The following is a 15,024-nucleotide window of genomic DNA, read 5'->3' on the forward strand; positions in this document are numbered from 1 at the left end:
AATCTAGCTTTTAAGAGCTCAAAAAAGAACAGATTTATTACTCGCTAAGACTAACCATCTCGCTTCTCTTTTATTGGATACATTTTTATCCTTAAATCAACATCAAAAAGCTAGAACTAATTAAGTCTTCTTGATGGTAATGTTTTTGTCGAAAACTTTCAAATATAAAGTCGAATAATCTTACAATGGTTGTATATTTAATAGCGCATTAAAACTTAGTAATTATGATAGAGTGGTTTTCAAATTTAGATTTTCTTTCAAAACTGTATTGGTCCGTTGCCACAGTAGGTTCATTAGTATTTATTGTTGTAATGATTATGGCTTTTGCTGGTGGAGATGCAGATGATTTAGGTGATGTAGACACAGATATCGACAGTGATGCAGGTGCAGGTTTTCACTTTATAAGCTTTAAAAATCTAGTCGGGTTTTTTACCATTTTTGGCTGGAGTGGTATTGCCTGTATTGATGCTGGTCTATCCACACCTTTAACCATTATAATCTCGGTCGTTTGCGGATTAATGATGATGGTCATAATGGCTGCACTGTTCTACTTTATAAACAAACTTAGTGATAGTGGTACGCTTAATTACAAAAATGCCTTAGATGCTGTTGGTGAAGTATATCTTACTATTGGTGCAGATCGCTCTAGTATGGGAAAAGTAAGTGTCAATGTACAAGGAACAGTTAGAGAGCTAGATGCACTAACAGATTCACAAACACCATTAAAATCTGGCACTATTATTAAAGTTGTAGATGTAACATCTAACGGTATTTTAATTGTAGACCACACGCGCAAGCCCATTGAGCCGACGTTAACTGAACATGAGACCTTACAACAAGGACAAAACAACTTACTAGAAAACAAATAACTATTAACCAAAACACACATTAACCTATGATTAATTTACTCATTCAAGACAATTTAAATTTAGAGGGCTTTGGTGGACCAATGCTACTCATTTTTGTTACGCTTTTTATAGTGCTTACTTTAATTATTCTTATTAAACGCTATAAACGATGTCCTTCTGACAGAATATTAGTTGTTTACGGAAAAGTTGGAGGTGGTAAATCTGCCAAATGTATACATGGTGGAGCTGCATTTATAATGCCTGTTATTCAAGATTATGAATATTTAGATTTAACACCTATTTCTATTGAGGTTAACTTAGTAAATGCGCTTTCTAAACAAAATATTCGTGTTAATGTTCCATCTCGCTTTACTATTGGTGTTTCTACAGAACCAGGTGTTATGCAAAATGCAGCAGAGCGTTTGCTTGGTTTAGGTTTACAAGATATTCAAGAATTGGCTAAAGAAATTATTTTTGGTCAGTTACGTTTGGTTGTAGCTTCGATGGATATTGAAGAAATCAACTCTGATAGAGATAAATTCTTAACCAACATTTCACAATCTGTTGAGTCAGAATTAAAAAAGGTTGGTCTTAAATTAATCAACGTAAACATTACCGATATTGTTGACGAATCTGGCTATATAGAAGCTTTAGGTAAAGAAGCTGCGGCACATGCCATTAATGCTGCACGTAAGTCAGTTGCTGAGAAAAACAGAGATGGTGCAATTGGTGAAGCTAATGCTGTACAAGATGAGAAAACACAAGTAGCTGCTGCAAATGCAAAAGCTGTTGAGGGTGAAAATACTGCAAAAATATCGGTTGCCAATTCTGACTCATTGCGTCGTCAGCGTGAAGCAGAAGCAGAGCGTGTAGCAATTGCCTCTGAGAAAGTACAAGCCGCAAAGGCACTACAAGAGTCTTATGCTGCAGAGCAAGAAGCAGAAACTGCCAGAGCAGAACGTGAACGTTCTTCACAAATGGCAGATGTTATTGTACCAACTGAAATTGCTAAAAAGAAGGCAGAAATTGATGCAGAAGCAGAAGCTGAGCGTATTAGAAGACGTGCAAAAGGTGAAGCTGATGCGATATTATTTAAAGCACAGGCCGAAGCAAAAGGACTTTATGAAGTATTAACCAAACAAGCTGCTGGTTTAGATGAAATTGTAAAAGCTGCTGGTAATAACTCTAAAGATGCTGTACTATTATTAATTGCTGATAAACTACCAGAATTAGTAAAAACACAGGCTGAAGCCATTAAAAACATTAAGATTGATAAGGTTACCGTTTGGGAAAATGGAGGAAGCAAAGACGGCAAATCTTCTACCTCTAACTTTATCTCAGGCATGTATAAAGCAGTACCACCTTTACAAGAAATGTTTAATATGGCTGGTATGGATTTGCCAGAGTATTTAAAAGGTAAAGATAAAAAAGACATTGAAGTAGATGATGTTGAAATTGAAACCAAAGAATAACTAATAAAGCCCACAAAATTGTGGGCTTTATTTTTTCACCATAGGATTTACTAATCAGCAATAAGTCATTTTTTATATACAATTTAAACCAATTGGTAACGTTTTCTTAACTTTGGCCTTCTAAAGTTTTAACTGTTGCAATTAAACCTTCAAGACATACCTCGCGTAAAGACAATTACAAAAGAAGATTTCATTAAAAATTACTTCAAACCACAAAAACCTGTGGTTATTGAGCGTTTTATTGAGGATTGGCCTGCCTATTCTAAATGGAGTTTAGACTACATGAAAGAAGTTGCAGGAGACAAAACAGTTCCATTATACGATGACAGACCTGTAGATTATAAAGACGGTTTTAACGAAGCTCATGCTGAAATGAAAATGAGCGATTATGTAGATCTTCTTAAACGTGAACCTACCAAATTCAGGATTTTTCTTTGGAATATTTTAAAGGAAGTACCTCAACTCCAAAAGGATTTTAGTTATCCAGATTTTGGGTTAAAATTAATGAAAGGCTTACCTATGCTGTTCTTTGGTGGTAGAGATTCATATACCTTTATGCATTACGATATTGATTTGGCCAATATTTTTCATTTTCATTTTGAAGGTAAAAAACAATGCATTTTATTCGACCAAAAGCAGAACAAGTATTTATATAAAGTACCTCATTCTTTAATTACGAGAGAAGATATAGATTTTGCCAACCCAGATTTTGATAAATGGCCTGCATTAAAGCATGCTAAAGGTTGGGTTTGTAATTTAAACCACGGAGAAGTACTCTATATGCCAGAAGGTTACTGGCACTATATGCGATACCTTACACCTGGTTTTTCTATGAGTTTGCGTGCCATTGCGCGTAATCCTAAAAATTTAGGTAAAGCACTTTACAATATATTTCTAATGCGTAATTATGATAATGTAATGCGACGTCTGAGAGGTCAAAAATGGATTGACTGGAAAAACGAAAAGGCGATAACCAACACGAAGCCTTATGTTTAATTTTCTTACAGACAATCTATTTGTATATTTGCGGACATTTTTAAAAAACTTATCACATGAAGAATATTCTATTAATAGCTGCATTATTATTATTTAGTTTTGGAAACGCACAGGCATTTGAAGGTAAAGGAGACCAAAAATTTCAGGTTGGTGCTAACTTTCAGGATGAAGCTACAGGTATTAACCTTACTTACGATTATGGATTAGGAGATAACATTTCTGTAGGTGTTTCTTCTTCGTATGCCTTAGGAATTGATGATGTCTTAGCTGATGCCGCTGATTTTGGAGATCGTTTTGACTTAAAAGCAAGATTTAACGCCAACCTTGGTAATGTTATAAACATTGACCCAAATTTTGATTTTTATCCAGGCCTTAGTCTTAGCTTAAAGAATTTTGGCGGACATCTTGGTGCTCGTTATTTCTTTTCTGAAGGATTTGGAATTTACACTGAAGCTGCTTTCCCACTTGCAAAATATGACGACGACGTCGATTTATTTTACAACCAATTTACATTTAACATTGGTGCAAGTTTTAACTTATAAGCTTGTAAAAATAGTTTTTTGAAGCGTTATTCAAAGTTTTAAAATTATACTAATTACAAAAAAGTCTCTTCAAAGTATGAAGAGGCTTTTTTTATTTCGGTCAATAATTAGCTATTGCTCAACCACTCAAAAGTGTTTTTAATCGATTATTTTACACACTTAAACTTAAGTGAATGTATTTTGTCGAAAAATACCGTGCTTTATCCATAAATAATTTTAGCTTTCATTTACTTTAAGAACAAATAGCCTAAGAGCAAAGTATTAACCCTTACAAATCTAATTAACTATGAAGACAACCTACGGTTTTCAGATGTTAGTTACTAGTCTATTATGTACGGTTTTTAGTTATTTTGGATATGGTAATACTACATTTGAATTTAAAAAAGAAACACTAATCTTTAATTCATTTCCAACAACGCTTTCAGGTTTTACCTATGAGGCAAATACTGGCCCCTCAGCAAATCAAACGTTTTCAATAAACGATGGTCTTTTACTAACACGGCCTTATACAGTAACTGCACCATCTGGTTACGAAGTCTCTACCTCTGCTTCTTCTGGATTCAGTAACACTATTGTGATTCCTGGTAATATTATAGATCTTGGAGATGTAACTGTATATGTGCGTCTTAGCTCTGGTTTGGCAACAGGTATTTACACAGGTAATCTAAATATTACCGCACCAGATACTACTGTTTTGTCAGTTTTTTATCCTGGAGTTAATGAAATTATTAGCTTGTCTGGTAACGTAACAAGAGTTATAACATCTTGGAATGGTAGCACATGGAGTAATGGAACACCAAACATCGAATCCATAACAACAATAAATGGAGACTATGACACATCAGTTAATGGTAATTTTAGCACTTGGTCTTTAACTGTTGGCACGGGACAAAATTTAGTTATTGGTGACAACTCTTACATAGAAGTAGAACAAGATGCTGTAATTAATGGCACTTTGCAAGTAGCGTCATCTGGCTCTTTTGTGCAAAATGACGATACTGGTACTTTTACAGTTAATAGTGGTGGCGAAGCTTATCTTAGTAAAACAACTTCTGTATTGAAAAACTGGTATGATTATACATATTGGAGCTCACCTGTTAGTGGTAGTACTGCCAATCAAATCTTCCCTTCTTCAAATTCGAGTTATAGATATTGGTTTAACGCACAAAATTATTTAGATATATTACAAGAAACCAACAACGGAAATACTTACGTAGCTGGACATGATGATGTAGATGACAATGGAGATGATTGGACAACCCTTAACGATTCTGATATTTTAATACCTGGTGTCGGTTATGCTATAACAAATGCTGCCTCTGGCTTTGTTACCGGAAACACGTATCAATACATGTTTTCTGGTCCTTTTAATACTGGTGTTATAAATACTTCTATATATTATAACGGTAATAATGGTGATAACGATTGGAATTTTATAGGTAATCCATACCCATCAGCAATTGATGTAGACTTGTTTTTTGCTGAAAACAATACTGTTGTTGGTGATGCTATTTATTTATGGTCCCACGCCTCACCTGCAAGTAACTCAAACAACGGTAATGAAATCTTAAATTTTAGTGCCGATGACTATGCCATTATTAATGCAGGAAGTGGTGAGGTAGCCGGTGGGTCTACTATTATACCCAGCAGATATATCCCGTCCTGTCAAGGATTTTTTATTCAAGGAAAAGTAAATGGAAATGTAGTGTTTAATAACGCTATGCGTATGAAAGATGGCACAAGCAATAGTCAATTCTTTAGACAAAATAATAACACAACACCTAATAAACTTTGGTTAAACCTAACATCAGACAACGGTGTGTTTAGTCAGATTTTAGTAGCCTACGTAAATGGGGCAACAGACAACAATGACGGTTTAGCATATGACTCTCCGCGTTTTCTATCTTCTGGTACAGCTGCCATATTATATACCACAATAGAAAATGAATTAGATAAAAAATATGCTATACAAGGTAAATCCATATCGAGTATTAATACTCAAGAAGTTATTCCTTTAGGGTTTTATACATCTATTTCAGACGCTACCATTTATAGTTTTTCAATACCCAAAAAGCAAGGCTCTTTTATAAACAACCAACCAATCTTTATAAAAGATAATCTTTTAAACTCCACTCACAATCTTTTGGAATCAGACTATACTTTTACATCTTCAACAGGTGATTTTACAGAGCGTTTTGAAATTGTTTTTAATGCAGAAACTCTTAGTAATAATGATAATTCTGTGAATGACTACGGACTTTCAATAATACCCATGAACACAAAAGACGTTAAAGTTAATATAAGTGGCAAATCTTTAATAGAGAACATAAAGCTCTATAGTACTGAAGGAAAGCTTTTTTACAACAATACTTTAGGTGCGCAAAGTACCATTATTAATCTACGTAATTACAGCTCTGGCATTTACATAGCGATGGTTGAACTTGATAACGGTGTAGTTGTTAAGCGAAAATTAATACTGTAATTTTTTTCAGTTTATTTTGGGACCTGAGACCTGTAGTGCCTTATGGCATTGCAGGTTTTGGATTATAAATACTCATTGAGTTTTTGATAAACTAGATGGCTTTCCCAGCCTCTGTACAGCAAGTAATCTGCAACTTTTTTCTTTTTCTTGTAGCTGTTTTTTTCTTTCACTTGTGCTATACGTTTTTGGGTAAGTTCATCTAAGGTTTCAAAATAATCCTTTTCATCAATTTCTCTTAGACCCACATCAATAGCATACTTTGATATATCTCTAAACTTTAATTCTCTAACCAACCGATTTTTTCCCCATTTTTTTATTCTGAATTTTCCGCGTACAAAAGCTTTAGCAAACCGTTCTTCGTTTAAAAAATTATGATCTATAAGATGTACTATGATTTTATCGATAGCCTGAGGAATCATTTTCATATCCTCTAATTTTGCTCTTACCTCTTTATGGCAACGCTCTTGATAAGCGCAATAATTCTCAAGCTTTTTTTGCGCTTCATCGACAGTATAGGTGGTTTGTAGGTTCATTTAGCGAAAATAACAATTTGTTAATACTTTGCAACACTTAACTACCTGTTAGTTAGGTAATTTTGATTTATCTTTGTGAGTGATTAATAGTTAATCCAATCCCTATGAAAAAGAACTACTTATCTCTTATACTACTCTTGTTTGCGCTAAATTTTAGTTTTGGGCAATCTGACGTAGTAATTAGTCAGTATATAGAAACTAATTCTGGTACCACACCAAAAGGAATTGAAATATTCAATATTTCTGGTGCACCTATTGATTTTGCTGTAAATAACTTAGAGATTTTTCAAGGCACAAATGGAGCTGCATGTAATTCACTTATTAATGTAACATCAGGAACTTTAGCAGCAGATGAAGTTTGGGTTATTGGAACATCTAATCTAACCTCATACGCAACAACAAATGGTACTGATTTGAGTGGTACTACTGATTATGCATTTGCATTTAATGGTGACGATGCCTTAAGGGTTGAATTAGGAGGTATTGTTCAAGATATGTTTGGGATTTGCGGTGCAGATCCTGGTGCAGCTTGGACAGGAGGTGGCGTTTCAACAGCTAATAATAACCTCCAAATACAAAATGGAATATGTGATGGAGATACCGATGGGTGGACTGATCCAAGCTCTAGGTTTGACCAGATAGCTGATGGATCTACAATGACTGGTTTTGGAAATGCTCCTGCATCTTGCTCCACCACCAACACAACCGTTCAATTCACTTCCACAACATCCACTTTACCAGAAGGTGGTTTGTTTATCGATGTTTGTGCTAGCATAACCAATCCTTCAACCACTGTAGCAACTACGGTAGATATAACTTTAGATGGAGCTTCAACTGCAACCAATGGTACCGATTATGACGATGGTGCAGGTACACCAGCTGCAATTGTTTTTCCACAAACTTTAACATTCCCTGTAGGTAGTAGTGCAGACCAATGCTTGACCATCTATATTTCTAATGATGATCTTTTGATTGAAGGCAATGAAACGGTTGTCTTGAATCTTACCAACCCTACAGGTGGTGATGCTGCGGCTTTAGGTATTGACACCCAACATGTTCTCACCATTACCGATAATGACGCTGCTTTTCCTGCGGATGTTGTTATTACAGAGATAATGTATAACTCTGCTGGTGCAGATGATGAATGGATAGAAATTTGCAATGTTTCAGGAAGCACACAGGTTTTAAATAGCTATACCATAGACTACAACGGAAGTCCAATTTTCACGTTTCCAGCTACTGGTGTTATTATCTTAGATGGCTCGTGCATCACAGTATCTTTAGGTAGTAATGGTGACGGCACCTATAATAATCTTTGTCCATTTACACCAGATTATGGTATCGATGCATTTACAAACAACACAAATAATTTATCTAATGCAAGTGGCACGTTGAGTCTGGTAGCTTCTGATGGTATTACAACCATAGATAACGTTGTCTATGATGATGGTGATGGAGCGGACAATACTGGTGAGTCATTACATATTGTAGATACGTCTGTTGATAATTCTGTAACTAACACTAACTGGTGGGAAGTTTTAAACGGTGGTTCACCTGGAGTAAATTCCTTAATATCACCATGTACTCCGCCAGGCCCAGAAATTAATGTTGAAGGAACAACTGCAAACTTCCCAGATATAGCAGATGGTGACACCACTCCTGCTCCTTTTGATGGTACTGATTTTGGTAATGTTCCTGTCTTTGGTACTAGCACAAATACGTTTAGAATAGAAAACTTTGGTGGCACACAAAATCTAACTATCACAAGTGTAACTGTTTTAAGTGGTGATGTAGGAGATTTCTCAATTTCGGCGTTACCTTCTTCTCCGATTGCACCTGCAGATCCAAATGGATTTAGCAACTTTGATATAGAGTTTAGTCCAACCACCATTGGTGTTAAAACAGCTGTAATCCAAATTATTAGTAACGATGCTGATGAAGATCCTTATACTTTTACAGTAGAAGGTAACGCAGAATGTGTGGCAAATACAATTACAATAAGTCCAAATTCTGGACCAATAAATACTGTCGTTACAGTCTCAGGAACAAATCTATCTACTGCTACAGCTTCATTTAACGGACTAGCTGCCTCTGTAAATAATATTTCTGCCACTTTGATGGAAGTTACTGTGCCGCCTGGAGCTATATCAGGAAATTTGGAAATTATTGATGATTTAGGATGTCCTGGTTCTACTCCATTCGCCATTATCAGTTCGCAAATATCGAGCTGTGAAGGATCTAGTGGAACTACGCCTACAGATCTTTTCATTTCTGAAGTTACTGATGCAAACACTGGAGGTCTTACCTATATTGAGATATTCAATGGTACCGGTGTTGCTGTCAACCTAGATAATTACAGTATACAGTTTTTTAATAATGGAAATGCGACACAGAATGGTGGGTTAATAAATCTAAATAATGTCAATTTAGCGTCTGGCAGCACCTATATCGTTGGCGTGAGTGCTGGCTCTACTTGTACTGGCATTACAGGCTCTGATGGTTCACTTGCCGATCAGACAGGATTTGGTGGCGTAAATTTTGGTGTTAATAGTGACGATCACATCCGTCTGTATGATGGAACAACTCATGTAGATTCTTGGGGAACCTACCTCTCTAATACATGGGCAGATACGTTAGGTATTGGTTCAGAGGGTGTTGTTTTTACCCGAAATAATAATGCTCCTAACCTTCCCGATACTACATTTAATATTACTGACTGGTCTTATGTAGATTGGGCGTCTTGTGCTGATAATGATTACTCTGATATTGGCAATTATGATTTTTCAACAGGGACACCTCCAACCGTCAATAGTATTACCTGTACCACTACAGCTTGTAATGAAGTAACAATTTCTGTTTCGGCCACAGAGGGATTTGTGACTGGTAATGCTTTAGCATATTTCTGGTATGCCTTCGATCCCTTAAACGCTGGTCTGGGTTGGCAGGCCATAAACAATGGAGGTATTTACACAACAAATCCAAGTTCGCCAAACTTAATCATTTCTAACCCAAATAGCGTTTTAGATTTTCAATTCTATTGCGAGGTAAGAGAGGATAATGCAACATGCTATTCGGCCTCAAATGCAATACAAATTACCTACGGCACTGCTACTTGGGACGGTACCAATTGGATTTGGAACGATAGTACACCTATTGACACCATGCCAACGACCATGAGTAATGTCATTATTGATGGAGATTACGATACAGCTGTAGGCGGCATACAAACCAGTTTTGAAGCCTGCGACTGTGTTGTAAACACAAGTTATGAACTAAATATAAGAAACAACACTTATGTTCTTGTAGAGAACGACCTAATCGTTAATGGAAATGTGGTATTGGAAACCGATGGTGCATTTGTTCAAATCAATGATACAGCTTCTGTAAGTGGTGATGTTTTAACGGATAAAACTAAGATTAGTGTTGAAAAGGAAACGGCTCCTCTAGCCTCTCACCTAGAATATACCTACTGGAGTTCACCTGTTAATGGAGAGCTAATAAGCGATGGTTTATTTGAAGCTAATGCCAATAGAATATTTTCTTTTGATGGTCAAAACTTTAGAGACTCAACAAGAGAGACAAATAATAATGACGCCACACTTTTAGGTCAAGATGATATAGATGATGACGCTAATGATTGGCAGTTTGTTAATGGAGCAACTGTAATGTTGCCTGGTGTCGGTTATGCTTCAACTCACGACCCTATAGGGTTTATAGGTCCAAATCAATATATATACACTTTCGAAGGTCCATTTAATAATGGTATATATAACATTCCTATTTACAGAAATGATGCTGAATTAAACGATAATAATTGGAATTTTATTGGTAATCCTTATCCTTCCGCTATAGATGCAGACTTATTTTTAGCTGCTAACGCTAGTGTAGACCAAACTATAGGAGCTACAAATGGTGCTATCTTCTTTTGGTCTCACAATACTGCAGCAGATGGTAACACCAATGGCAATGAAAACCTTAACTACGCTCAGAGCGATTACGCTATTATCAATGGCTCAGGACAAACAGCAGGAGGTGATGGAGTTGTACCGACTAGATTTATTCCTTCTGGACAAGGCTTCTTTGTGTCTATGGATGATGGAGTAACAGCTTCAGTACATAGTGGATTTGTAATGACCACAAATGTTGTGTTTAATAACAGTATGCGTGTCACAGGAAATAACAATCAGTTTTTTAGAACCGCTCAATACAACAAGTTGTGGTTAAATTTAACATCAGACAATGGTGTTTTCAATCAAGTACTAGTAGCATATGTAGATGGTGCGACTGATGGAGATGATGGTATGTACTACGATGCACATAAGAATTTATCAACTGATTTATACTCTGGCATCTATACTACTTTAGATTCATCTAATGACAAAAAATTTGCCATTCAAGGGAAAAATCCTAACAGTTTAAATATTGATGAAGTTATTCCATTAGGATTCAGTACTAGCATTGAAGAAGCTACCATATATACAATTTCAATTTATACGACTGAAGGTGATTTTATGGCTGAAAATGATATTTTTATTATTGATTATGACTTAAACATTATCCACAATCTGAAAACGGCTGATTATAACTTTACAGCTAACAAAGGTGAATTTAACAACCGCTTTGAAATTGTATTTACTTCTGAAGCGCTATCTGTAAATGATAATACTCTAACCTCTAATGATCTTATTATTACCGAACTCAATAATGGTGAAGTACAGATTAAAGTTAATGCATCGTACATCATAGAGAATGTAGAAATCTTAGATGTATTAGGAAGACGTATTTACAACTTGGTTGGGAATAATTCTATTGAAGTTTACAACTTATCTAAACTAAGTAAAGCAGCTTATATTGCTAGAGTTACCTTATCCAACGGACAAGTGATTAGCAAAAAAGCGATAAAACAACAATAGCATAATATAAAAATATAATATATTTAAAAGGCTTCTATTAACAGAGGTCTTTTTCTTTTAGAAGGCATATTGTATTGCTATAATTAAGTTTCTACCTGCCGCAGAAATACCGGATGAATACGGTCTATAGCGTTGGTCAGTAATGTTTTCTAAACTTCCTGTTAGTGTCAGCTTATCTTTATATTGGTACTGCGCTCTTAAATTGAAAGTATACCAAGAAGGTGAATAAGGGTTACCATTAGAATCCTTAGCATATAAGTAATCCTTTGACAACTCAGATGGTGCTAATTGATTAAAAGACAATTCATTATTATACACTAAATAGGCATCAAAACTTAATTTGTCTTTTTTCCAGATAAGATGTGTTCTTCCAAAATTTGGAGCTACATGTCTTACTGGTACTTCTACTCCGTTGTTGTCTTCTGTGCCACCAATAATATTATACTGAGAGCGTAGTTTTAGAGCTTTAGAAAAATTAACTTCAGCACCAACTTCAAATCCATAAATCCAAGCTTTAGAGGCATTTTGTATGGCTTGTACTGTACTTAATTCACCATCATAAACTATTTCGGTTTCGCCATCTATATCATAATCTCTTCTTATGAGTGCATTATCTAAGAAGGTATAATATGTAGCCATATCCAATACAACTTTGTTGTCAAAATTTAATTTTAAACCTAATTCACCACTATAAGCATACTCAGGTTTTAAATTATTATTTGGCACCACAACAGAACCTGGTTCAGAATCAAACACTTTACCAATATCGTCTATATTAGGTGCTCTAAAAGCTGTTGAGGCATTTAACTTCCATTGTATCATACTACTTGGTGACCATGTAATTCCTGTAGTACCCGTTAGTGCACCCGTATTGATATTGGTTTCGTTAAAAGGAAGGTTTAAAAAGGCATTGTTAGCTGTAAAATCTGCCTTAGCAATAATTTGATTATATCTTAAACCCGATTGCAGTACAAATTTAGAATTTGGTTTATATTTTATGCTAGAATAAGCCGCTAGAGATTGCCATGTTGCACCATCTGGATAGCGCGTTACATTTGGGACTTTCGTATTGGCTTCAATATTTTCTTCAAATCCTTCAGACCCTACACGATTAAATAAATATTCTAATCCATAGGACATTGTTGTTTTAGGACTTAATTTTTTCTCTAAATCTAAATTAAAAGATAAAACATCTACGTGCTCTTCTCTTACTTCGCGAATTACAGATTGAAAATCTCTATCTTTTCTACTTTCTTTAAAGTTTTGAAAAGCAACTGTTGCTTGGATTTTATCATAAATATTAGAACTGCTACTTGTTTTAGTAACCTGAAGATTACTCATAAACCAGCGTTGCAGCCCATAATCCCATTCTGCAGATCTTAAAGTTTCACCTCTTGGCCTCACCAATCTATCATACCTTGGATAATCTGATGTTGTGGTAAAAAATAAACCTAAATCGAATTTTAGATTATCTCTGGGCTCATACCTTACTTTTTGCATTAAATTGATTTGACTATACGCTGTTGGTACTTGTAGCTTTGGGTTGCTGTTCGCTATAATAACATCTTGCCCATTTTGCCTAACAACATACTCAGGTCTTAAATAATCTTCAGGTCCATGGCTTCCCATTCTTAAATCATCAAAATCTGTATAGCTAATATTGGTCAAAAAAGCCCATTTTTTGTAACCTAAATTAAAATCGATATGTGACGTTTTTTCATTATTGGCACTTGCATAACGTACCATAGCATTACCGCTAATTATTGATTCATCTTTGTAAGATAATTGTGGCTTTTTAGTATAAAAACTCATAACACCACCAATAGCATCACTTCCATAAACTACAGATCCTGCTCCTAAAGTAACTTCGGTACTTTGAATTGATAAAGGATCTATAGAAATGACATTTTGCAAATTACCTCCTCTAAAAATAGCGTTGTTCATACGGACACCATCGACAGAAATAAGTAATCTATTGGTAGAGAAACCACGAATCATTGGGCTACCTCCTCCCATTTGGCTTTTTTGAATAAATACGTTACCTGTATTATCTAGTAAGTCTGCACTGGTTTGTGGGTTGGCAAAAGCTATTTCTTTAGCGTTTACATTAACAATAGATTGAGGAATGTCTTTTTTACTTTGCTCAAATTTAGAAACAGATATTACAATTTGCTTGAGACCTTCTACTTTTGGTTTTAAATATACAATGAAGTTATTTTGAGAAATTTCAAACTTTCTTATCTCTAATTTTTCATATAACAGATTCTGAAAAAAGATAACCTCCCTATCATTAAACTTATCTAAAACAGCATTACCATCAAAGTCTGTAACCTCATATTTAGTTTTCTTTAAATTATATAAAGAAACACCAGAAATAGGCTGGTTAGTGCCTTCTTCTAAAACTGTTATGGTTTGGGCAAATGTACTATAGAAGCATAAGCACAAAAGGACACTAAAAATGATATTACATTTTAGTTTTATATACATCTTCAATAAAATCTTTGCGTAATAATTGGCTTAATGAAACACTTCATTTAACACTTGTAATGACTTCGGTTTCCTAAATCCGTCCAAATGTAATTCAAAATAATGCAATAACACATTCAAAAACTCTTGTCTTTGTTTTGCACTTATTTTAATACTGTGTAATGCATCAAAATTTGTGCCTAATAGCTGTTTTAACAATGTTAAACTTTGTCCTGAAATTGAATAAATGCTGTGATTGTTAGACTCAAAAACTCCTGATTCTAAGTTAAAATAAGGTAAGTCTAAATTTTTATCTTCAGGCTGAAACCCTAGATAACGGGTAAGTTTAAGCAAAAATAATAAGTGAAAATTTGAATACTGTTCTGAGGTATCAAGGTATTGGAAAGCTATTTCGACATAATTAAAAAGTGCTTCATTTTTTTCTTCTTCCCTTAGAGCATTAGAGAGCACTTCTGAAAGGAATAATACAATAGAGCTTTTATATATATTGCTATGTACACTACGATATATGTAGCTGAACTTAACTTCTTTTATACCTTGAAGCGATCTGTTAGATTTGAAATTCTCTTCGAATTGGAGTTGAGATAACGCTTGATAATAAATAGTCTTACTACTCCCTTTCCTAGATTTTAAAACTCCTCTGAGAAGATAACTTACAACTCCGCGCTCTTTAGTGTAGCATTTTATAATAAGGTCATTATCCCTATACCTTAATTTTGAAAGAACAATGCCATGGTTTTTTGTCAGCATT

Annotated in this window: 9 protein-coding genes; 6 read left to right on the plus strand and 3 right to left on the minus strand. The window is 34.9% G+C overall.

The window, feature by feature from the left end; translation table 11 throughout:
• The first annotated feature begins 224 nt into the window (after positions 1–224).
• From FC091_RS00575 to FC091_RS00595, 5 genes are all read left to right on the plus strand, one after another.
• Positions 225–869, plus strand: a complete 645-nt coding sequence (locus FC091_RS00575) for a hypothetical protein (RefSeq protein ID WP_138432341.1) — start codon at positions 225–227, stop codon at positions 867–869.
• Between the two features lie 26 nt (positions 870–895).
• A complete protein-coding gene (locus FC091_RS00580) occupies positions 896–2,320 on the plus strand; it encodes a flotillin family protein (protein ID WP_138432342.1) in 1,425 nt (474 codons plus the stop codon).
• A gap of 135 nt (positions 2,321–2,455) precedes the next feature.
• The gene (locus FC091_RS00585) at positions 2,456–3,316 is read left to right on the plus strand and encodes a cupin-like domain-containing protein (protein ID WP_138432343.1); all 861 of its coding nucleotides are present in this window, start codon (positions 2,456–2,458) and stop codon (positions 3,314–3,316) included.
• Positions 3,317–3,372: 56 nt separating this feature from the next.
• Positions 3,373–3,858 carry a DUF6646 family protein gene (locus FC091_RS00590; RefSeq protein ID WP_138432344.1) on the plus strand — a complete coding sequence of 162 codons (486 nt, stop codon included), beginning with the start codon at positions 3,373–3,375 and terminating at the stop codon, positions 3,856–3,858.
• A gap of 286 nt (positions 3,859–4,144) precedes the next feature.
• Positions 4,145–6,340 (plus strand): T9SS type A sorting domain-containing protein, encoded by a 2,196-nt coding sequence (locus FC091_RS00595; RefSeq protein ID WP_138432345.1) that lies wholly within the window; start codon positions 4,145–4,147, stop codon positions 6,338–6,340.
• A gap of 62 nt (positions 6,341–6,402) precedes the next feature.
• On the opposite strand, the gene FC091_RS00600 is transcribed toward FC091_RS00595, so the two are convergent.
• A complete protein-coding gene (locus tag FC091_RS00600) occupies positions 6,403–6,873 on the minus strand; it encodes a regulatory protein RecX (RefSeq protein ID WP_138432346.1) in 471 nt (156 codons plus the stop codon).
• Positions 6,874–6,977: 104 nt separating this feature from the next.
• Here FC091_RS00600 and FC091_RS00605 point away from each other — a divergent pair, with 104 nt between their 5' ends.
• On the plus strand, positions 6,978–11,786 hold the full coding sequence (locus FC091_RS00605; protein WP_138432347.1) for a lamin tail domain-containing protein: 4,809 nt from the start codon (positions 6,978–6,980) through the stop codon (positions 11,784–11,786).
• Positions 11,787–11,843: 57 nt separating this feature from the next.
• Here FC091_RS00605 and FC091_RS00610 read toward each other — a convergent pair whose 3' ends face one another.
• Both FC091_RS00610 and recO read right to left on the minus strand, forming a co-directional pair.
• Positions 11,844–14,273: a TonB-dependent receptor gene (locus FC091_RS00610; RefSeq protein WP_138432348.1), complete on the minus strand. Its 2,430-nt coding sequence runs from the start codon at positions 14,271–14,273 to the stop codon at positions 11,844–11,846.
• 30 nt (positions 14,274–14,303) lie between these two features.
• A complete protein-coding gene (recO, locus tag FC091_RS00615) occupies positions 14,304–15,023 on the minus strand; it encodes a DNA repair protein RecO (RefSeq protein ID WP_138432349.1) in 720 nt (239 codons plus the stop codon).
• Position 15,024 lies beyond the last annotated feature (1 nt).

Origin of the sequence: Winogradskyella algicola (assembly GCF_005869935.1) — a bacterium.
In the GTDB taxonomy this organism is placed as follows: Bacteria; Bacteroidota; Bacteroidia; order Flavobacteriales; family Flavobacteriaceae; genus Winogradskyella; species Winogradskyella algicola.